This window comes from Paenibacillus lautus, assembly GCF_050482385.1.
Lineage (GTDB): Bacteria > Bacillota > Bacilli > Paenibacillales > Paenibacillaceae > Paenibacillus_AQ > Paenibacillus_AQ lautus_B.
Genome location: NZ_JBCNHV010000021.1, coordinates 170,371 through 191,605, shown reverse-complemented (window position 1 = coordinate 191,605; position 21,235 = coordinate 170,371). Strand labels below are relative to the sequence as shown.

The 21,235-nt window shown below is 48.4% G+C and carries 18 protein-coding genes and 1 pseudogene; 18 read left to right on the top strand and 1 reads right to left on the bottom strand.

The genetic code is table 11. The features are described 5' to 3' along the window. Positions 1-14: 14 nt before the first annotated feature. Entirely contained in the window at positions 15-923 is a 909-nt protein-coding gene (gene ctaG / locus ABEW73_RS25215) for a cytochrome c oxidase assembly factor CtaG (RefSeq protein ID WP_430173002.1), read from the top strand. A gap of 24 nt (positions 924-947) precedes the next feature. Then, entirely contained in the window at positions 948-1,412 is a 465-nt protein-coding gene (locus tag ABEW73_RS25210) for a DUF420 domain-containing protein (protein ID WP_430173004.1), read from the top strand. 388 nt (positions 1,413-1,800) lie between these two features. On the opposite strand, the gene ABEW73_RS25205 is transcribed toward ABEW73_RS25210, so the two are convergent. Then, entirely contained in the window at positions 1,801-1,998 is a 198-nt protein-coding gene (locus tag ABEW73_RS25205) for a hypothetical protein (RefSeq protein ID WP_430173006.1), read from the bottom strand. Positions 1,999-2,439: 441 nt separating this feature from the next. On the opposite strand from ABEW73_RS25205, the gene ABEW73_RS25200 reads away from it, so the two are divergent. The 16 genes and pseudogenes from ABEW73_RS25200 to ABEW73_RS25125 all read left to right on the top strand — a co-directional run bounded on the left by ABEW73_RS25200 (position 2,440) and on the right by ABEW73_RS25125 (position 21,128). Beyond that, positions 2,440-3,165 (top strand): hypothetical protein, encoded by a 726-nt coding sequence (locus tag ABEW73_RS25200; protein ID WP_430173008.1) that lies wholly within the window; start codon positions 2,440-2,442, stop codon positions 3,163-3,165. Between the two features lie 75 nt (positions 3,166-3,240). Next, positions 3,241-3,642, top strand: coding sequence for a GntR family transcriptional regulator (locus ABEW73_RS25195; RefSeq protein WP_430173009.1), 402 nt, complete (start codon positions 3,241-3,243; stop codon positions 3,640-3,642). A gap of 6 nt (positions 3,643-3,648) precedes the next feature. After that, positions 3,649-4,551 carry an ABC transporter ATP-binding protein gene (locus ABEW73_RS25190; RefSeq protein WP_430173011.1) on the top strand — a complete coding sequence of 301 codons (903 nt, stop codon included), beginning with the start codon at positions 3,649-3,651 and terminating at the stop codon, positions 4,549-4,551. A gap of 22 nt (positions 4,552-4,573) precedes the next feature. Further along, positions 4,574-5,476, top strand: a complete 903-nt coding sequence (locus ABEW73_RS25185) for an ABC transporter ATP-binding protein (RefSeq protein ID WP_430173012.1) — start codon at positions 4,574-4,576, stop codon at positions 5,474-5,476. Beyond that, on the top strand, positions 5,469-6,773 hold the full coding sequence (locus tag ABEW73_RS25180; RefSeq protein ID WP_430173014.1) for an ABC transporter permease: 1,305 nt from the start codon (positions 5,469-5,471) through the stop codon (positions 6,771-6,773). The genes ABEW73_RS25185 and ABEW73_RS25180 overlap by 8 nt, the downstream gene beginning before the upstream one ends. A 202-nt stretch (positions 6,774-6,975) precedes the next feature. Then, positions 6,976-8,189 (top strand): annotated as a pseudogene (locus ABEW73_RS25175) (TraB/GumN family protein). A 564-nt stretch (positions 8,190-8,753) separates the two neighbouring features. Next, the gene (locus ABEW73_RS25170) at positions 8,754-9,611 is read left to right on the top strand and encodes a carbohydrate ABC transporter permease (protein WP_076326042.1); all 858 of its coding nucleotides are present in this window, start codon (positions 8,754-8,756) and stop codon (positions 9,609-9,611) included. Beyond that, positions 9,608-10,492: a carbohydrate ABC transporter permease gene (locus tag ABEW73_RS25165; RefSeq protein ID WP_430173015.1), complete on the top strand. Its 885-nt coding sequence runs from the start codon at positions 9,608-9,610 to the stop codon at positions 10,490-10,492. Before ABEW73_RS25170 ends, ABEW73_RS25165 begins: the two co-directional genes overlap by 4 nt. Positions 10,493-10,546: 54 nt before the next feature. After that, complete coding sequence (locus ABEW73_RS25160; RefSeq protein WP_430173017.1) at positions 10,547-11,932, top strand: ABC transporter substrate-binding protein; 1,386 nt, start codon at positions 10,547-10,549, stop codon at positions 11,930-11,932. Between the two features lie 131 nt (positions 11,933-12,063). Then, a complete protein-coding gene (locus ABEW73_RS25155; protein WP_430173019.1) occupies positions 12,064-13,059 on the top strand; it encodes a LacI family DNA-binding transcriptional regulator in 996 nt (331 codons plus the stop codon). Positions 13,060-13,370: 311 nt separating this feature from the next. Beyond that, on the top strand, positions 13,371-14,735 hold the full coding sequence (locus ABEW73_RS25150) for a cytochrome ubiquinol oxidase subunit I (protein WP_430173021.1): 1,365 nt from the start codon (positions 13,371-13,373) through the stop codon (positions 14,733-14,735). Further along, positions 14,732-15,748 carry a cytochrome d ubiquinol oxidase subunit II gene (locus tag ABEW73_RS25145; protein WP_430173022.1) on the top strand — a complete coding sequence of 339 codons (1,017 nt, stop codon included), beginning with the start codon at positions 14,732-14,734 and terminating at the stop codon, positions 15,746-15,748. Before ABEW73_RS25150 ends, ABEW73_RS25145 begins: the two co-directional genes overlap by 4 nt. 69 nt (positions 15,749-15,817) lie before the next feature. After that, positions 15,818-17,638: a thiol reductant ABC exporter subunit CydD gene (gene cydD / locus ABEW73_RS25140; RefSeq protein WP_430173024.1), complete on the top strand. Its 1,821-nt coding sequence runs from the start codon at positions 15,818-15,820 to the stop codon at positions 17,636-17,638. Further along, positions 17,635-19,359, top strand: a complete 1,725-nt coding sequence (gene cydC, locus ABEW73_RS25135; protein ID WP_430173026.1) for a thiol reductant ABC exporter subunit CydC — start codon at positions 17,635-17,637, stop codon at positions 19,357-19,359. Before cydD ends, cydC begins: the two co-directional genes overlap by 4 nt. A gap of 382 nt (positions 19,360-19,741) precedes the next feature. Continuing rightward, entirely contained in the window at positions 19,742-20,332 is a 591-nt protein-coding gene (locus tag ABEW73_RS25130) for a TetR/AcrR family transcriptional regulator (RefSeq protein ID WP_430173028.1), read from the top strand. Between the two features lie 76 nt (positions 20,333-20,408). Then, on the top strand, positions 20,409-21,128 hold the full coding sequence (locus tag ABEW73_RS25125) for a CPBP family intramembrane glutamic endopeptidase (protein WP_430173029.1): 720 nt from the start codon (positions 20,409-20,411) through the stop codon (positions 21,126-21,128). Positions 21,129-21,235 lie beyond the last annotated feature (107 nt).

Below are 21,235 nucleotides of genomic sequence, written 5' to 3'. Positions count from 1 at the left end.
GGGGAGGTTTTTGCATGCTGGGCTTAGAATATTTTAGTTTTGCAGATAAATGGAGTCCCTTGTTCCTGGCATTTATGCTGCTCGTAACAGCAGGTTACTTCCTGTTGACCGGGCCGCTGAGCAGTCGATTCGAAGGGAGTGCTCCGGTTTCCACAGGAAGGAAAACACTGTTTGTAGGCGGTATGCTTACGTTCTATCTTGCACAGGGTGGACCCATTGAACTGCTGGGGCATACGATGTTCTCGTTTCACATGGTCAGTATGGCAATGTCCTATTTAATGGCGATGCCGCTCTTGATTCTGGGTATTCCTGTTTGGATGTGGCGTGCCTTCGATAAGGTCAATCCGTTTAAGAAGCTCGGTTTCCTTGCACGTCCGATTGTTGCCGCGGTTCTGTTTAACGGCTTGTTTTCTTTTTATCACATCCCGGTTATCCATGATTTTGTTATGTTGAATTTCTGGGTGCACCGTTTGTACTATTCAATCCTGTTTATCGCCTCACTGCTGATGTGGTGGGCCATTATTAACCCGATCCCGGAGAAGGACAAGTCCTCAGGGCTTTTGAAAATGGGGTATATCTTTCTCAATATGGTCTTGCTGACACCGGCATGTGCGCTCATTATTTTCTCGAGCGAGCCGATGTACGCAACTTATAGCGATCCGGTGGTATGGGCAAAGGCGATGGGATACTGTGTAGCTGGTGATACCTCCGCATTGCTCAGTAAATTTGGTGGACCGGAGTTCTTCGGTTATCTGGAGCCCTCGATTGACCAGCGAGTGGGCGGGATCATCATGAAGTTTTTCCAAGAGATTATTTTTGCCTCGATGCTGGCCTATGTGTTCTTTCATTGGTACAAACGAGAAAATCAGGAAGACGATCCTTTGCCTGGCGAGATTCCTCCCGGCAAGCTCAATCAGGCGTAACAGGATTATTGAAGGGGGATCCATATGGATTGGTTTTTTATATTTCCCACGGTCAGTACAACGTTTATTGTCATCAGCGCCGTGCTGGTAGCGATTGGCTGGGGTCTTATTATTAAGGGGAAGCGCGAAGCCCACAAGAAAGTGATGATCTGGGCGGCCGTCGCGGCTGTCATCTTCTTTATCATCTATTCCTCGCGCACTGTATTCATCGGCAACACGTCATGGGGTGGTCCCGATAATCTGCAACCGTATTATCAGGTATTCCTGGTCTTCCACATCGTACTGGCTACCGTAGCAGCGGTCTTCGGAATCACGACATTGACTCTCGGCTTCAAGGAGAAGTATTCCAAGCATCGCAAGTGGGGCAGAGTTACGTCGATCATCTGGTTCTTTACCGCCATTACCGGTGTAGCCGTGTATACCTTGCTGTACCTGTTATATCCAGGCGGGCATACCCAGCCTGTATGGAAAGTGATATTTGGAATGTAAGCGTGGGAGAACACCCGTCAGAGAGATCTGGCGGGTGTTTTTTTAATTGGGCAGGGCGGCTTATTCAAGGATGGTGAGGGCAGAGGAGGGGGAGTGTAACCGCTCCGGTCGCTGTTGAAACCAGGAAACTGGGAATAGATGAGGTGGTAGTTTCCCGGTTTCAAAGGCGAACGCCAGGTCTCCTCCACGGCTACACTCCCCTTGTGCAGGGAAGCTCTTGAATGAGCCGCAGCAGGGGAGTGAACACCTGGTAATTCTCTCCGTCGGGTGTACTGTGAGGGAAGTGGAGGGAGTGTACCCGCTCCGGTCGCTGTTGAAACCAGGAAACTGGATGAGATTAGGTGGATGTTTCCCGGTTTCAAAGGCGAACGCCAGGTCTCCTCCACGGCTACCCTCCCCTTGTGCAGGGAAGCTCTTGAATGAGCCGCAGCAGGAGAGTGAACACCTGGTAATTCTCTCCGTCGGGTGTACTGTGAGGGAAGTGGAGGGGAGTGTACCCGCTCCGGTCGCTGTTGAAACCAGGAAACTGGGATGAGATGAGGCGGTTGTTTACCGGTTTCAAAGGCGAACGCCAGGTCTCCTCCACGGCTACCCTCCCCTTGTGCGGGAAGCTGTTGAGTGAGCCGCAGCAGGGGAGTGAACACCTGGTAATTCTCTCCGTCGGGTGTACTGTGATGGGGGTCGGGGGGAGTGTACCCGCTCCGGTCGCTGTTGAAACCAGGAAACTGGATGAGACGAGGTGGTTGTTTCCCGGTTTCAAAGGCGGAACGCCAGGTCTCCTCCACGGCTACACTCCCCTTGTGCAGGGAAGCTGTTGAATGAGCCGCAGCAGGGGAGGGTGACACCCGGCAGGAAAACCTCTGCGGGGCATTTTTTTACAAATTCTATTGACACTGTTTATATACACACTATATACTGTGTATAAAGATATACACAGTGAGCACAGTAATCACACTAAGCACAGTGAAACTTAGACTGCGATGATAAAACGAAATGAATATATGAAGGAATGAAAGGATGAGACGCATTGCAACAGGTTTTCCATAATGCGATGAAGATCGTGAAGAAAGACTTCGCAAGCGATAAGTTCCAACTCATATGGACGATACTGTTCATGCTGTACATGGGGCTTTCCACGAGTTTCGTCATAAACGTTCAGTTTGAGCATCTAGAGGAATACAACAACCCATTTGTCGATTTTATCATGGTGCTTTTTGCTCCTTTTGTAGGATTTGTATTTAACAGGAGGTCCTTCAAATATTTGAACGAGGATTCATACACCCGAATGCTGTACTTTTACCGGAGTTTACCGGTGCCGGCTTCCGCGATTTTTGTTAGTCGGATCATAAATAGCCTGATCGCTTTTGCCATTAATAGTATCGTGTTTTATGGATTCATCTACGCAATGGGGAATCACATAAGAAGTGCGATGGCTATTCCCGAATATATCGCTTTTGTGCTGACTTGGCTCGGTGTCGGATTTTTATTAACGGGGCCTTATATTTACTGGGAAAACATGTGCAGCGGCAAGGTGTATCTCAGGAACACCGTTCTTCTGAATCCGCTCATTGCCGGATCGGTCGCCGTACTAAGCCTTCTGGGATACAGCATTTTCGAATTCGTAGCGGACGCCGCCATGAAATGGGGACTGTTATCCCCGGTGATGTGGGGCTCGTTGATTGCGGGATTGGCGTCTATGATGCTTATGAGCAAATTAACTTACATTCGGCAGCAGACCCGGGATTTATCATGAAGGATATGAAGTTGAATCCGTATGGCATAGCAATGGCACGGGTTTATGTACAAATGAAATGCGAGGTGATAAAAGGTGCGACTTCTGATACAGATCAATGAAAATAGCGCAGAGCCTTTATATCACCAGATTGAAACACAGCTGCGCTCGCTCATTATTAGCGGTCAGATCGAGGAGGGAACGCTATTGCCATCCATTAGGGAATTTGCTGGGAATTTGAAGTGTAGCGTTATTACGGTGCGCAGGGTGTATCAGGATCTTGAGAATGAAGGGTTGCTGCGAACGAGACAAGGTACGGGAACTTTTGTTGCTGGTGTCGGCGACCAGGCCCGAGAACAATATAAACGCGATGCGGTTATAGAGGCATTAAGGATTGCTGTAGATAAAGGGCTTGCCGTTCAATTCAATGAAGATGAGATGAAAGAGATGTTCATGGAAGTTGTCCGAGAAAAATATGACGCAAAAGGAGGTAGCTAACATTCCATGGAACCGCATGTTATTGAGTTTCGTAATGTCATTAAACGACGGAAAACGAAAACCATCGGTCCGATACAATTATCGATCCCTCAAGGATATATTGTTGCTCTGGTGGGGCCTAATGGCTCGGGAAAAAGCACCTTGCTGAACATGATGATGCAGACTGTGTTTCCGGACGAAGGGGAGATCACTTGGTTCGGCGAGTCTTACCGGGGAGAGCTTCCCGTCTCCATCCGTAAACAAATGGGATTCGTACCTGAACAGCTGAGCGTAGAGGAACAGAATATGACGGTGGATGAAGCGGCAAGCTTTCGCGCATCCTGGTATGACACTTGGGACGGTTATTTTTTTGATGAGCTGCTATCCCGGTTCGATGTCCCGCGGGGCGTCAAACTTCGCAAGATGTCCAAAGGGGAACGACGCAAATTCGAGATTGGAGCTGCACTTGCGCCAAGACCTAAGTTTTTGCTGCTGGATGAACCTTCTTCCGGTCTTGATCCTTTCGCTTGGAAGCTGATGATTGATCAGCTGCACAAAGTGATGAAGTCCATGGACACAACGATCGTGCTCTCCACCCATGTGGTGGATGAAATCCGGCGCCTGGCGGACTATGTCGTTCTCATCCATCACGGGAAGATGCTCGGCATGGTGGAGAAGGATTCGCTGCTGGATAACTGGAAGGAGTGCTGGATCCAAGGGGATGCCTCCATTGTCGAAGAGCTGCCGGGTATTCTGAGTTTCAAACAAGAGACAGCGACTACGATTTCTTTTATAACGACGGAATGCTTGGAAGTGGAGAAGATCCTGCAGTCTGCAGGCATACCGTTTATTCAGACCCGTTCCTTGGAACTGGATGAAGTGCTTCGATTATGGATTGATGGAAACATTCCTGCCAATGTGCAGAACTAGGATAGAGAGGGGTTTTAAAGAGATGCAACGATTGCAATTAGACAATGTAGTTAAGATTTATGCGGACAAAACGGCAGTAAACCGGATTTCGCTTCAGGTTGAGGAGGGTGAAATCTACGGACTGCTGGGTGCGAACGGCGCCGGCAAAACAACCACCATGCGGATGGTGCTCGGGCTGATCTACCCGGATGACGGAACGATCCTGTACAACGGAAAGCCGTACAACAAGGAACTGCGCCACATTATGGGTTACTTGCCGGAGGAGCGCGGGTTATACCCGAAAGTGAAAGTCAGCGAGCAGATTTCCTACTTGGCGCAGCTGCGGGGCATGTCCGCGAAAGACGCGGATAAGAGTCTGAAATATTGGCTGGAACGGTTTGAAGTACCTGACTATTACGATAAGAAGATTGAGGAACTGTCCAAAGGTAACCAGCAAAAAATGGGCTTTATCGCAGCGGTTGTTCATGACCCGCAAATTCTGATTCTGGACGAAGCCTTCAGCGGGCTGGATCCGGTGAACGTCGAACTTCTGAAATCAACGGTAAAAGAACTTCGCGATAAGGGCACAAGCATTCTGTTCTCCACCCACCGGATGGAACATGTCGAGGAGTTATGTAAGAACATTACCATTCTGCATCGCTCCAATACGGTAGTGAAGGGAAATCTGAAGGATATCAAATCCAAGTATCCTCGTGAAGAGGTGTTGCTCGGTACGTCCGGTGAAGTCCGGGGTCTTGAAGCCCTGCCAGGCGTAACGGCTGTGGAGCGAACAGAAGACGGCTACTCCATCCGGATCAGCCAGGTTGATGCAGCGCAAAGTATTTTGAATACAGCCATGTCGCAAAGCACGATCCATCGGTTTGAAGTGAAGGAGCCGACACTCAATCAAATCTTCATAAAGGCGGTAGGTGAATCCAATGAATAATATGTGGACCGTTATCCGATTTACGTTCATGAATAAAATAAGAACAAAGTCCTTTCTCGTTTCAACTTTGATATTTGCACTCATTATTACGATCGGGATCAATCTTCCTTTTCTGATCCAATTGTTTACGGGAGATAAGGCAGGATCCGAAGAAACCACCCGCATCGGCCTGGTATACGGACAGGAGCAGACGCTCGCTGAGCAACTGGAGACTACCTGGAGTAACCTGCCGTCAACCTCCTATGAATTCGTCAAATACGATACGGCTGATGAAGCTGCTCTGAATAAGGACATTAAGGATGGCGTAATCGAAGGTTATCTGAAATTCGAAGCGCAAGAAGGCAATACGTTCCCGACCGTGGTCTACAGCTCTGAAGATGAGGCGATGAGTCCGGAACTGCAATCCAATCTGCAAGCAGCTCTGCAAGTGGCGAAGACGCGCAGCATTGTAGACGGACTTGATTTGTCCGATGCGCAAATTAATGAACTGAATCAACCGGTTCAAATCGACGCTAGGAGTATCGATCCTACAGAAACAGGTAACGCTGGCGGAGCTTCCGGAGAGAAGGAAGGGGCTTCCGAGGTTATTAACTACATTGTTGTGTATGCACTGATTATTCTCTTCTTCTTCACTTTGATGGGGACAGGTAACATGATCGCATCTGAAGTAACAACAGAGAAGAGTTCCCGCATTATGGAGATTTTGATTACAAGCGTATCTCCGCTGAGCCAAATGTTTGGTAAGGTTATCGGCATGTTCCTGCTGGGACTGTCCCAGATCGCGGCATTTGGAGTTGTAGTTGTTGTGAACTTGATACTGCCGCACAATATAGATACATTGAAGGACATGAATCTCGACCTGACAGCCATAGACCCGATGCTGCTGGTGTTCGGTTTAATCTTCTACATCCTTGGCTATTTCTTGTATGCGATGCTCTACGCGGCTATCGGTTCGATTGTCAGCCGTACCGAGGATTTGGGGCAGGCGGTCATGCCGATTACGATGCTGTCCCTGGTGGCATTCTATATCGCCATCTTTAGCTTAAACGCTCCAAATTCGATGCTGATGAAGGTATCCACCTACATTCCGTTCATCTCGCCAACCACGATTCTGGTTCGTATCGGCCTTGGTAGTATCCCATTCTGGGAGATCCTGCTCTCGCTGGCGATCCTGATCGTATCCATCCTCGTGTTCGGTTGGCTGGCTGCGAAAATCTATCGCACCGGTGTCCTGATGTACGGCAAGCGCCCTACATTTAAGGAGCTTAGAAAAGCAATGAAGGCTTATAAGATGTAAGCATAGGCAGCACAAATAGTTGTGGGCTGCTGGAGAAAAAAGTAGAAGACTAGTGGGCGCCATACCGGCCATCGGTATGGCGAACCATCATTAATTATGAATGAAGCGCACTGGCAGTTATTCTTTGGTACAAGAATTACAAGATGAAATTTTCATGATTATACGAAAATAAAGTTACACGAAAATAAAGGAGATTACATAAATGAAAAACTGGAAAAAAATATTCCTTTCCCTCTCGATTTCGGTTGGTTTGCTCGCTTCGGCAGTGCCTGCCATAGCTGCTCCACAGCAGCCGGCAGTAAAAGTGGATAACCAAGTTGTTCAATATTCGCTTGGCACACCGATTATAGATAAGGGCACAACGCTTGTTCCGCTCAGAACAACGCTTCAGGCTCTGGACGTGAAACTGAAGGGTACAGCAAATGACACGATCCATGTCGTTGTGGATGGCAAAACCATTACCCTAAAAGGCAAACTGAAACAAATCAATGGCGTAACCTATGCGCCAATTTGAGTTGTTGGGGACGCTGCGGGGTATAAGGTTAGCTGGGATTCGAAAACTCGCGCCGTTCTGCTGGTTTCCAAGGAAACAGAAACCGCACAAGCGGGTGGCCGCGGCTTCATGTGGGAAGTGGAGAGCAACGGGAATACAGTGTACCTCGTAGGCTCCATGCATATCGCGGATGACAGCTTCTACCCGCTACGACCGGAGTTTGAAGAAGCATTTGCGGAGGCAGACTATCTTGGTGTCGAGATTGATATCAGCAAAGCGGCTGATGAGGAGCAGCAGAAACTGATCATGGATCTGGGAATGTATCAGGATGGGACAACCTTGAAAGACCATGTATCCAGTGAGACCTATGCCAAGCTTGGCGAAATTCTGAAGCAAAGCGGCATGCAGCCGAATGCACTCGATGCATTCAAGCCTTGGGTTGCCGAAACCACAATCAGTAGTCTGAAATCCGTGAAAGCCGGGTACGACGCATCAGCTGGAATCGACCTGTATTTCATCCAGAAGGCTATTGAAGCAAAGTGCCGATCTTGGAATTGGAAACTTATGAATCCCAGCTGGGCATGTTTGATAACTTCTCCAAAGAGCTGCAGGAGAAAAACCTCAATACCGCCCTCGATAACTTTGACGTGCTGGATGAGAGCGTGAACCAGATGGCCGAAATGTGGAAAACGGGCAATGACGAGCAGCTGCTCGAGTTTACAAACAGCATATCGGGTGACGAGGAATATAACAAAGCGATGCTGATCGACCGCAACATCGGCATGGCAGACAAAATCGACGGATATTTGAAAAACGGCAAAAACGAAGAGTATTTCATTGTGGTAGGGTCAGCCCATTATCTGGGTGAGCATGGCATTGTGAAGCTGCTTAAGGATAAAGGCTATACTGTCGTTCGGAAGTAAATAGATACAGGGCAGTGGGCTTCGGGAAACGAAAACCTTCCAATGATCGTTATTCGATCATTGGAAGGTTTTTTAAATGGTTCCTTTTGTGTTTTGCAAATACATTAAATATAGCATCAGAAGGAAGTATACCCTGAACAAATGATAGCAAAGCAAAATGCGTCCTTCCATGTTTAAATTGGATCTTGTAGGGTGGCTATTACCTTCCCTCAAGCATTTTCTCAGCCAAAAATTTCATGATGTTTCAGAGTCTGGATATCGGCTGTAAACCGTTCTACATCAGCCTTTGGCAGACTTCCCGCCAAATGGTTTCAGCAGCGGGGATCAATGCAGCGCTTTCATTTTTCCAAAAAAACAGTTGAAAATTGAGAAATCATCCTCTATGATAATGTCATCAGACCGGATATAAAAATTAAAGCACTTTAACTTTTATACATACATCATCCTGCGAAACCCTGGAAATATGGGAAACCTTATATTGAAAGTTAAAGCGTTATAATTTTCAAAAAAAGAAAGGTTGGTGTTTCCGTGACCCATCGCGAAAGCCGGCGACAGACGTTATACATGTACCTCTTCATCGCTCCATGGCTTATCGGTTTCCTGGTGTTTGCCTTGTATCCGATTCTGTCATCCCTTTATTACAGTTTCACGGACTATGACATTATCCACCCACCGAAATATGTCGGCCTGGCGAACTACACCGAAATGTTTCAAGATGATCTGTTTTGGAAATCCGTTGTGGTAACGGTGCGGTATACGTTTATAAGCGTACCGATCCAACTATTGCTGGCACTCGGATTTGCACTCCTGCTCAATACGAAAATACCGTTCCGCGGATTTTTCCGGACCGCCATGTATTTTCCGAGCATGGTATCCGGCGTGGCGATGTCACTGCTGTGGTACTGGATTTTCAATCCATCGATTGGTCTGTTCAATTACGTTTTGTCCTGGTTCGGCATCAGTGGCCCGTCCTGGCTTATGAGTCCGGATTATGCGCTTTACGCTCTGATGATTATGTCTTTCTGGACAGTAGGTTCAGGGATGATTCTGTTCCTCGCAGGACTCATGAGCGTGCCTGCAAGTCTTGTGGAAGCCGCCAAGCTTGACGGTGCGGGACGCTTCCGGATTTTTCTGAATGTGACGCTCCCCATGATATCACCGGTGCTGTTGTTCCAACTGATTATGGGTGTCATTGACTCCTTCCAGGTATTTACGCAAGCGTACGTCATGACCCAAGGCGGTCCTAACTACTCGACATGGTTCTATGTTTACAACCTGTACACCAGCGCCTTCAAAGAATACCGGGCTGGATACTCATCCGCTCTCGCGTGGGTTCTGCTGATCGTTGTCATGCTGTTTACAGCACTTATTATGAAATTCTCGAACCGTTATGTTCACTATGAAGGAGGCGGACGCAAATGAGAACCATTCCGACAGCCAGTCCTTCGGCTTCACCTTCTACGAATAAACGCCGGCGCAAAATCGATGTCGTGAGCATTGCCAGCTTTATTGCCTTAGTGGTCACTACCTTTCTCATGCTCCTGCCTTTGTTTTTCATGGTTTCGACCTCGCTGAAATCGAAGAAGGAACTCCTGAAGTTTCCTCCGACCTTTTTGCCGGATTCCTGGCAGTGGAGCAACTACAAGGAAATTTTTGAAACGCTAAACTTCGGCCAAATGTACATGAACAGTCTCATTATCGGCACTTTGACCGTGGTCGGCACTCTGTTGTCATCGGCGCTCGCAGCCTACGGCTTCGCCAGATACCGGGGCAAGGGCAGCAACCTGTGGTTTATGCTGATGCTCAGCACCATGATGCTTCCTTATCCAGCGATTATGATCCCGCAGTTCATTCTTTTTTCCAAGCTGAACTGGATCGATACATTCTTGCCGCTGATCGTACCTGCATTTTTCGGCTCGGCATACAACATCTTTTTGCTGCGCCAGTTCTTTTCCACGCTGCCGGATGAGTTGTTTGACGCAGGACGCATGGACGGTTGCAGCGAGCTGCGGATGTGGTGGCAGATTGCTTTGCCTCTGTCTGGTCCGGCACTTGCAACCGTTGCCATCTTTGCTTTCATTTACAGCTGGAACGACCTGCTGACACCCGTGCTCTACTTAAGCTCATCGGATAAATTTACGCTTCCGGTCGGTATGTCTTCCTTCACCTCGTCACGGTTTCGCATTCCGCCGTGGCACCTGCTCATGGTTGCCTCCGTGCTCGCCATGCTGCCGATTGTCACCTTATTTGCGATAGCCCAGAAACGATTTGTTGAAGGAATTGTACTTACAGGCATCAAGTAAAGACCCCGCCGCAGCGGCGGCAAACAAACTTGAGTATATGGGGGACTGTAGTTCATGAAAAAAAGAAGGATTAAAAAGACCTATGCACTTCTGCTTGCGTTCAGCATGCTCGTCGTATTGGCATTGTCCGGCTGCACCGGTGGCAAATCAGCGGGAGAAGTGGCTCCCGAAGGCAAAGGCGACAGCGGAAGTTCTTCAGGCGAGAAAGTAACCATCACGCATTACACGATGGATTCGGAAGACCGGACTTTTATTGAAAAGCTGGTTCCGGACTTTGAAGCCAAGCACCCTAACATCAAGGTCCGAATAGAAAAGGCTCCTTACGAGCAGTTTGATAGCAAGCTGCAAACGCTGATCGCTGGCGGCAAATCGCCTGACGTGACAAGCCACTATGGCTACGGCGGCTTTGCGGAATATTTCAACAAAGATATGCTGCTTGACATGAACGACATTATAGAGGAAGACGGATTTAAAGCATCCGATTACAGCATCCCGGATGACCTCATGGACATCTATACCATCAAAGACCATGTATACGGGATTCCGGTCAATATGTATGTGACCCTCATGCTCTATAACAAAGACATGTTTGATGCTGCCAATGTTTCTTATCCTCCAAGCGATTACGAGGACAAGAGCTGGACGTTTGACAAAATGGTTGAAGAAGCCAAGAAAATGACGCATGTATCCGACGATATCGCTAAAACACAGTATGGCGTCGACTTCACATGGTCCGAACGCGATATGCGCCCGCTGTATTTCGGCGTTGAGCCCTACTCCCAGGATACCTGGACCAATGGCGGCGTGCCTTCGGAGACTCATTTTGATTCTCCTGAAGTGATGGCAACCTACAACAAACTGTTTGACCTGATTTTGAAAGATAAGGTTTCCCCGACGACGGAATGGAGTAAGAGCGTAGCGGGGCAAAATGGCGATGCGTTCGTAACCGGCAAGGTTGGCATGACCGTCAGCGGCTCCTGGAGCCTTGCAGGTTCCAATGACTTTCCGTTCGAGGTCGGCGTGGCTGCAGTTCCTGCCGGCGGCAACGACAAGATCCGCAGCGTGCTGTTCGTCGATCCACTCTTTATTCTGAAAGGTTCCAAGCATCCGAAGGAAGCTTTTGAATGGATCAAATATCTGGTCAGCGAAGAAGTTCAGGAAAAATCCATTGACCTGAGCGGCGGCAATCCTCCTGTCAATACGAAGGCAGCCGAAGCTTATTACAAGCATTTTGAGGGCATCGATCCGGAAGATGTGAAGAAGGTTTATGAAGGCGCTGTGAAATACGGCTTTGAATCCTATAATCACCTGATCACCAACTACTCGCAAATCAACGACATGTTCATCAACGAAATGCAGCCGATCGATACCGGACACAAGACTGTTGAAGAAGTGATGCCAACGATTCAGAAAAAAGTCATGGAAATTATCAAACGTTAATGCAGACTATGGTACCGCCCCGAAAGGGCGGTGCATCTGTTAATTTAGCTTCGCGGCCAGGCCTCCGTCCATGTATACTAGTGTTAAGCCAATGTAAACGTACGGAAAATCCGCCGCAAGGAGTATAAACAATGAAGGTTAGTATATTTGACGTAGCAAAAAAATCAGGCCTGTCCGTCGTAACGGTTTCACGTGTCTTAAACGGTGCCGAATCTGTTCGAGAGAAAAACAGACAAAAGGTTCTGGAAGCCATCAAGGAGCTTGATTACCGTCCTAATGCTGCCGCTCGGAGTTTAGCCCGCGGTAAGACAGGGATTGTCGGATTGATCGTGACCACCCTTCAGGACTCCTTCTTCGACGCTGTGGTCAAGGAGTTGAATGAAGTGCTGGCACTTCACGGTTATTTCCTGGCCATTTCGGTCTCTACGGGCATAGGCTCTGACGAAGCCCATTATCTGATTCAGGAAGACCGAGTGGACGGACTGATTCTGCTTTCGCCAATGGAAGAAGACAACTATATCGTGGAATTGAAACGGCGCAATATCCCTTATGTCCTGATTGATAACCAGAAGCCGGATAATGACGCTTTTTCCGTCACTATAGACAACTACAAAGGCGGTTATACCGCAACGAAGCACCTGCTCGATCTCGGCCATACGTCCATTGCGCATTTAAGTGGGCAGGATATGTTCCGCAGTACGAGGGAACGCCGGAGCGGCTTTCTGCAGGCACTTAAGGAAAAGAGCCTGACGCCGTTTGAAATGATTACGGGCGATTTCGAAATCGACTTTGGTTATGATATCTGCCGCAAATGGCTGCAGGAAGGGCGACTTCCTTCTGCCGTATTCGCAGGCGATGACAACATCGCGCTCGGGGTCATGAACGCTCTTCTGGAAGAAGGCATCCAGGTTCCAGAACAGGTAGCCATAGTCGGCTATGACGATCAGTATATCTCATCCAAGCTGCGCCCTCATTTGACAACGGTCCGGCAGCCTACTGACCGGATTGGGCTTGCCGCAGCGGAAATGCTGCTGAAGCGTATGGATGGTACGATGAAACGTGGGGGCAATGTTCGGATTGATCCTGAACTTATCGTGAGAGAATCTACGGTCATACCTGCAGAATAGTCAGTTGTTTCATTCAGAGAAGAGTGCCTAGTCCCCGTATTGACGGGGACTTTTTCTTTTTATCGAATGTATGAGTAGATAAGCATGCAGCTTCAAATACCATACATCGGTTAATAGATCAATGACTCGATGGAGTGATTTTCTTGTTTTTCACCGAGTTGTCGGAAAGATACGATTGTTTTTTGAACGAGAGGCTTTCGTGATTCATTTGAGACATGGCTTCGTTATAATAACGTTTAATTATCGGGTAAGTATAGTTAGGGTCAATCCCGATCAACGAATGAACAGAGTTTGAAAGGAGGCAGTATCTCGTGGTTATAGATACGGTGCTGTGGAGCAAATGGCTGACAGGGCTAACCTTGGCGTTTCATGTCATTTTTGCCACGGTTGGCGTCGGTGTTCCGTTAATGATTGCCATTGCCGAATTTGTTGGTATACGTAAGAAGGATCCCCATTACATGCTCATGGCCAGAAGATGGACGCGAGGATTCGTGATTTCGGTGGCGGTTGGCGTGGTGACTGGAACGGCGATCTCCTTGCTGCTCGCGCTTGTTTGGCCGAACTTTATGCAAGTGGCGGGGAATGTCATTGCACTCCCGTTGTTTATGGAGGTTTTTGCATTCTTTTTTGAAGCCATTTTCCTGGGGATTTATATGTACACATGGGATCGATTCCGTAACCCGTATATCCATTGGCTGCTGACGATTCCGATTGTCGCCGGGGCAGGCATGTCCGCTATTTTTATAACGACGGTGAACGGATTCATGAATCAGCCTGGAGGCTTCGTCATGGAGGCAGGCCACTTTACGGCGGTTAATCCGCTGCAAGCGATGCTGAATACCGCAACGCCTTCAAAAGTATTCCATGTACTAACCTCGGCCTATTTAACGGGAGCTGCCCTGCTGGCAGGAATCGCAGCCTACGTTATTCTGAGAAAAGGGGCCTCGGCATATTACAAGAAAGCATTGAAGCTCATGATGGCGGTTGTTCTGGTGTTCAGCTTGCTCACAACCTTAGCCGGGGATATGTCGGCCAAGTTTTTGGCGGAGCATCAACCGGAGAAGCTGGCCGCTGCAGAATGGCATTTTGAAACGGAAAGCGGTGCGGATTTGATATTACTGGGCTGGCTTAATGCGGAGCAGAAGGTAATGGGAGCCATCCATATTCCGAAAGCGCTCAGCTTCCTGGCCTTTGGGGACTTTGATGCCGAGGTAAAGGGGCTGGAGGAGTTTCCGCTTGATGAAAGGCCGCCGCTGCTTGTCCATTATTTGTTTGATTTCATGGCCGGGATCGGTTTTGTTATGTTGGCCGTTGCGGCCCTGTATTTCCTGTTTTTGCTCTGGAAGAGACGCAATGAGCTCAACAAGTGGCTGCTTCGGGCCATTGTTTTTAGTGCACCTCTCGCATTTTTGGGCGTTGAAATGGGCTGGTTCTATGCGGAGCTCGGGCGGCAGCCGTGGATTATCCGCGGATATATGCGCGTAGAGGAGGCGGCTACGACTTCACCGAATGTGAGGATTCTCTTTTTCCTCTTCCTGCTACTGTATATTGTTCTTGGGACCATGTGTGTCTTTGTCCTGAGACGTTTGTTCCGTAACAAACCGGCAGAAGCCGAGCTGGACGAGTTCGTGAAAGAAAAACGCGATCAATCCACGGGAAAGGGTGAGCCGGTATGATTAATTACGAGTTGATAGGCATCTCCGTTCTTTGGTTGTTTTTATACGGCTATTTAATTATAGCTTCCATTGATTACGGCGCCGGTTTTTTTGCCTTCTATGCCCGTCTGACGAAGCAGGACCACCTAATCAATCGATTGATATCCCGTTATTTATCGCCAGTCTGGGAGATTACCAATGTGTTTTTTGTCTTTTTCTTTATCGGCATCGTCGGTTTTTTCCCGGACACGGCCTATTATTATGGCTCTGCGCTGCTTATACCGGGAAGCATCGCCATTATTTTGCTGGCGATCCGCGGCTCCTTTTACGCGTTTGAAAATTACGGCTCCAAAGAAAACATCGTGTATCTGTTTTTATATGGGGCCACAGGTTTGCTCATTCCGGCTTCCTTGTCGGTAGCATTAACGCTTTCCGAAGGCGGCTTTATTGTGGATAAAGGCGGCGCTGTTTCTCTGGAATATTGGACGCTAATGACGAGTCCGTTGTCGTGGAGCATCGTTGCATTGGCCATCGTATCGGTACTGTTTATAAGCGGGTCATTCCTAACCTTCTACGCCTCCCGTGCGGACGATCAGCCAGCACTAAAGCTGGTGCGGACATATGCCCTGTTCTGGAGTACGCCAACCATTATTGCCGCGCTCACGGCATTTATTTTCCTCAGTCAACATAATGAGCGGCATTTTCAAAACATGATGGATTTATGGTGGCTGCTGGCGCTTTCCGTTGGTTTTTTCATGATAGCCATATGGCTGCTGTACAAAGGACGCCGCTACGGACTCGCTTTTATTTGTGTCATGCTGCAATTTTTCTGTGCATTTTTTGCATACGGTATCGGGCAATATCCTTATATTCTGGACCCGTACATTACCATTCAAAGTGGAGCCACGCATGAGTCGATGGGCGCTGCGCTTGTGGCAGCCTTTATCGGCGGCCTATGCCTGCTGATTCCGTCCCTTATACTGGTCTTCAGGCTATTCCTGTTTGATGCGGATTATGTAAAAGGCAAAAAATAATAATCGTGCGTGGGTATCACTTCATTTAGGAGTACCTTGCAGCACTTTGGTATAAAGGAGGGGAGTTACTTGAAGGGGAAAACCAGTCTGCTGTCTCAGCAAATGTCCGCACAAAGGAAACGTATTATTCTCTTGGGGTTCATGTCGCTTGCGCTCGGTGCAGCCATGATAGGCCAGGCCGCGCTGCTCGCCGAAGCGGTCCAGAGGATTTTTGTGCAGCGGGCTTCCTTTTCCTCGGTTGTTGTCATACTCGGCTCATTGCTGGCTGTGATGGCTGCGCGGACGCTGCTGTCTTATGGAAACGGGATCATTGGCTTGCACATGGCTGCAAGCGCCAAGACGGAGATGCGAGCAGCGGTGCTGCGTAAGCTGGCCCATGCTTCCGTAGCCTCAACGCTTCGTGGACAAACGGGCGGAAAGGTCAGTGTGGCGCTGGATGCCGTGGATGAGGCGGACAGTTATTTCAGCCAATATATACCGCGTATGATAGAAGCCGCCATCATTCCCGTCCTGATTCTGGTCATTGTTTTTACTGAGCATATGAATTCCGGCTTGATTATGCTGGCTACCGCCCCCTTTATCCCGATTTTTATGGTGCTTGTGGGGCTGAAAACAAAGAACAAATCGGAGGAGAAATTCGCACAGCTGGCCGAGTTTTCCGGTACGTTTCTCGACTCTCTTCAAGGGCTGGTTTCGCTCAAGCTGTTTGGTCGGACGGATCATCAGCAACAGGAAATTGAACGCAGCAGCCTGGGCTATCGGGATGCAACGATGGGCATTTTACGGATTGCGTTTACCAACACCTTCATGCTGGAATCCATCGTTATGCTTAGCATTGGCGTTGTCGCGCTTGAGCTGGCGCTGCAGCTGCTAGTTTTCAAATCGCTTTCCTTCCACACTGCCTTTTTGATCCTGCTGCTGGTGCCCGAGTTTTATAGCCTGCTAAAAAACACGGGAACTGCTTTTCACAGCGGTCGTACCAGCATGGGGGCTGTCCGAAAAGTAGAGGAGATGCTTACGGAAACAAGGGAAGCAGGAGCAGTGGCAGACGGGCAAGAGGGCGCCGGGACAAAGGACAGAACAAACAGGGGCGATCAGATGGATACGGCGGATAAGCCTGAGACAGCCGATTTGGGTTTGATTCGGATGCCGCCATCCATCGAACTGAGGGATGTCCGGTTTCGGTATGCGCCGGATTCGTTCGAGCTTGCAGCCGGCTCCATGTCGTTTGGACCAGGGGAGCAAATCGCCATTGTCGGTAAAAGCGGATCCGGCAAAACCACCTTGCTGCATGTGATTGCCGGGCTGCTTGCGCCGACGTCGGGAGAAGTGCTGGTGAACGGACGTCCGCTTGCGCAATACGATGAGGCTCACTGGTTTGATCATGTTAGCTACATTACCCAGCATCCGTATATTTTTGCCGGCACGTTTGCCGACAATATTGCAATTGGTGCGGGCAGGGACGCCTCCAGGGACGAAGTCGTGCAGGCAGCGGAGGCCGCCGGACTAGCCGCGGTTGCAGCTGAGTTGGAGCAGGGCTATGACACCTTTGTCGGTGAAGGGGGCCGGGGATTGTCGGGCGGCGAGAAGCAGAGGCTGGCGCTGGCACGTGCTTTTTTGAAGCAGCCCGCCGTTATTTTGTTTGATGAACCCACCGTCGGATTGGACTTGCAAACCGAACGCGTCTTACAGCGGTCCATTGCCAAGCTTGCAAGCAAGGCGACCATGATTACCGTGGCGCACCGCTTGTACACGATACGGCATGCCGACCGGATATTGTTTATGGACAACGGAGCGCTGCTGGACAGCGGGTGCCATGATGAGCTTCTAGCGCGTCTGCCCCAATATGCTGAAATGGTGGATGCCCAGCGGAAAGGGGGACTCGCATGAATGAGCTGGCTATTTTAACCAAGGCGATGATTCAGGAACGGAAGGATATTGCCATCGCCATCATCGGAGGATTCGTTGCCGGCATCGCAGGTGTATGCCTCTTCGCCGCAAGCGGGTATCTGATCTCCCAGACTGTATTTGCCCCACCGCTCTATACCTTGATTGTGCTGACGTCCCTGGTAAAAATACTTGGTCTGCTGCGGGCGGCAAGCCGCTACGCGGAACGCTTGTATTCCCATCGGGCGACATTCTCTCTGCTCAGCCGTTTGCGTACATCCTTTTTTGCCAAGCTTGTTCCCTTGACGCCAGGGATATTGGGCAAAAAGCGGAGCGGGGAACTGCTCGCACGGATCGTCGGGGATGTAGAGAGCTTACAGCATTACTTTCTGCATGTCGCCTATCCGCCTGTCATTGTTGTCATGGTCTTTCTGGCTACGGTTTTGTTTACTTCCGCCTTTTCATTCTGGATTGCCTGTTTGTTTGTGCTGGGGATGCTGGCAACGGCTTTTGTGGTTCCCGCACTTGTTCTTCTTGGGCAGAGAAGGATATATGGCCGCGTTCGCCAAGAGCGAGCGGCGCTTTCCACAGAAGTGACCGAATTGCTTTACGGTTTCCGCGATTTGAAAGTATACGGGCAAATGAAAAAGCGCGAGCAGCAGCTGCAGCGTACCTCCGTCGCATTGGCAGCGGAACAGCAAGCGGCAGCTCGGCATTTGCTGCGCGGGCAATCACTGCATGTTTTTGTAACGTATCTGATTTCGTGGGGCGTACTGATGCTTGGCGCCTATTTGGTTATGGATGGCTCGCTTGCTGGCGTATTTCTTGCCATGCTGGTCATGGCTTCGCAGACGGTGTTTGAAGAAGCTGCACCAATGGCCACATTGCCTGCTTATAAGCTGGATAGTGAACATGCGGCAGCTCGGCTTGCGGAAACGGTTCATGCCGCAGATAAGCAGCCGCCGCAGCCATGCGGCGTCCTCCCTATCGAGAAAGCCGTTTCCATTGAGCTAAGCGGTGTTTCATTTCAATATGAAGATGAGTGGCGCCCAGCGCTGAAGCACATTTCCCTCTCTCTTCCACCGGGGTCTAAAACCGCTATTGTGGGGCCCAGTGGATCAGGGAAAACAACCCTCATCGAATTGCTGCTCAAGCTGCGCGCACCGACAGACGGCCAGATTCGTTTAAATGATACTTCGATTAAGGAACTGGATGAAGCGAGCATTTGGCAAGCCTCAAAGGTAGTACTGCAGCACAGTCATTTCTTTCGGGGTACCATTCGGGACAACCTGCTGTTGAATGAGGAACACCATTCCGACGAAGCGTTGTCGGCTATACTGGATAAAGTACAGCTGCCGAATAAGTCCCTGGACGATATGGTATATGAAAAAGGGGAGAACTTGTCGGATGGAGAGAAGCAGCGCTTAGCCTTGGCTCGGGCGATGCTCCGAGAAGGACGGTTATGGCTTCTGGACGAACCGACGTCTTCACTGGATTACGTTACGGAGCAGCGTGTTTTTCGGCATCTACTGGCGCAAGCGGTTAACGATACGCTTCTTCTGATTTGCCATCGGCTGACCGGCTTGGAAGAGATGGACCGGATTGTGGTCATGGACCAAGGCAGAGTCGTTGAAGCGGGCACATATTCAGAGCTGATGGAGCAAAAGGGATATTTCTATGAAATGAAACAAATTGAGCTGCAAATGATCGGCGAAGACGGATAGAACAGCACAACAAAATGATTAAGTATTCAATGGCTGCTTCAAACATTGAATGAACTAAGGATCGTAAGTATCGTTAGGAAAAACAAAGGCCAAATCTGGACATTGCTTATTGTGGTAGTGTCAGGAAGAAGTGAATATACAACGTTAAGAAAACCCAAATATATAAAGCCTAATTTCTCGTTTATAACACCGAGAAATTAGGCTTTAGTATGTTATTAACTGCTATTCTGGTTATCTGTACAGCGATTCCCAAAGCGAAACCAAATGAAAATAATATCGCTTGACTTATTTTTCCTGGAATGCTAACCTGATTTTTAGACTTGCAAGTCAGTTTGTTTTATGATTTCAATTTTCCTAATTTACAGTGAAAGGTAGATCCTATTTGAGTAAAGATAGAATTATTAAAGCTGCCATTGAGGTGTTTTCTGAGAATGAATATCACCTTGCAAGCATGGATGAAATTGCCCTGCGTGCGCAGGTAGCCAAAGGCACTTTATACTACAATTTTCCAGGGAAATCCCAATTGTTTAAAACGGTTGTCAAGAGTACTTTTGAGGACTTTATTCGGCGGATTGAGGCTGACCTACAGTCTTTCATCCCGCTTAAGGATAAAATTCAGCAAACGATTCGTCACCATCTTGATTTGTTTCTGGAATCCCGTCATTTGTCACATGTTGTTTTCAATGATACTTCCAACGGATTTGAGGAAGACGTTCTGAGTGAATTAAAACTGCTCAGACAGGAGCATCTCAACTTCTTGGCAAAGATCCTAGAAGAAGGAAAGTGCGATGAAAATTATCTCCGTGATCTTGACTCGAATTTGGCTGCGGTCAGTATTATCGGTACGCTGGAGAGCACTTCGAAGTACTATCTTAGCCATCAAAATGAATATTCCCGCGATGACTTGGAACGTCAAGTCTTTACGATGATTACCATGAGCCTGTTTAATTCGATCGATTATGGACATAAATAATAAATTCTCAAATCATACTCCTTGGATCTTTTTCTTTTTGGTTTTCATTCTCTCCATTCCGTTCTGGTTGATCGGAATGGCAGCCGAACATTGGCAACGAGAAATTCCGATAAATCTCCCTTTTAGTGCTCTTATGTTTGTTTGCCCTATGATCGCGGCTTTCATCCTCGTCTATAGGAATCACGGTCCAGGCGGCATCAAACAACTATTGAAGAAGTCATTTCATATGAGCATGAAGAACAAGATCTGGTTTGTCCCTCTCTTCTTCCTGATGCCTGTCATTACGATCTGTGCACATGGATTGATCAAATTAATGGGAGAACCACTCCCTGACTTGCACTTTTCCATCCTGACGGCATTGACCTTTTTCGCGGTGTTTTTCATCGCAGCTATATGCGAGGAGATCGGTTGGCAAGGCTATGTTTTCGACATACTGGAAAAACGTTGGCACGCATTGGGGGCCAGCATCGTTCTGGGGGTTATTTGGCAATTATGGCACGTCATTCCCCATTTACAAAATCATCATTCGCCAGCATGGATCCTCTGGCAGTGCGCGGGTTCCGTTTTATTGCGGATACTGATTGTTTGGTTTTATAAAAATACAGGCAAAAGTGTACTTGCAGCAGCCATATTTCATGCAATGAATAACGTTTGTTCATTTTTGCTTCCCAATTACGATTCAAGTATCACCCTGTTCTCTATCTTTATCGTTACAGCATTAGCAGCTTTAATCGTTACATTTTTATGGGGTTCTAAAACGTTAGCTCAATTTAGATTCATGCGTAATAGCTACTGATGCAATTGAAAGCTTCCTTCCATTACCATATATACTTATTATTTATATATCGGACATATAATATATTATTTCTTAATGACTTGTCTCTGTATACTTAGGATGCACCA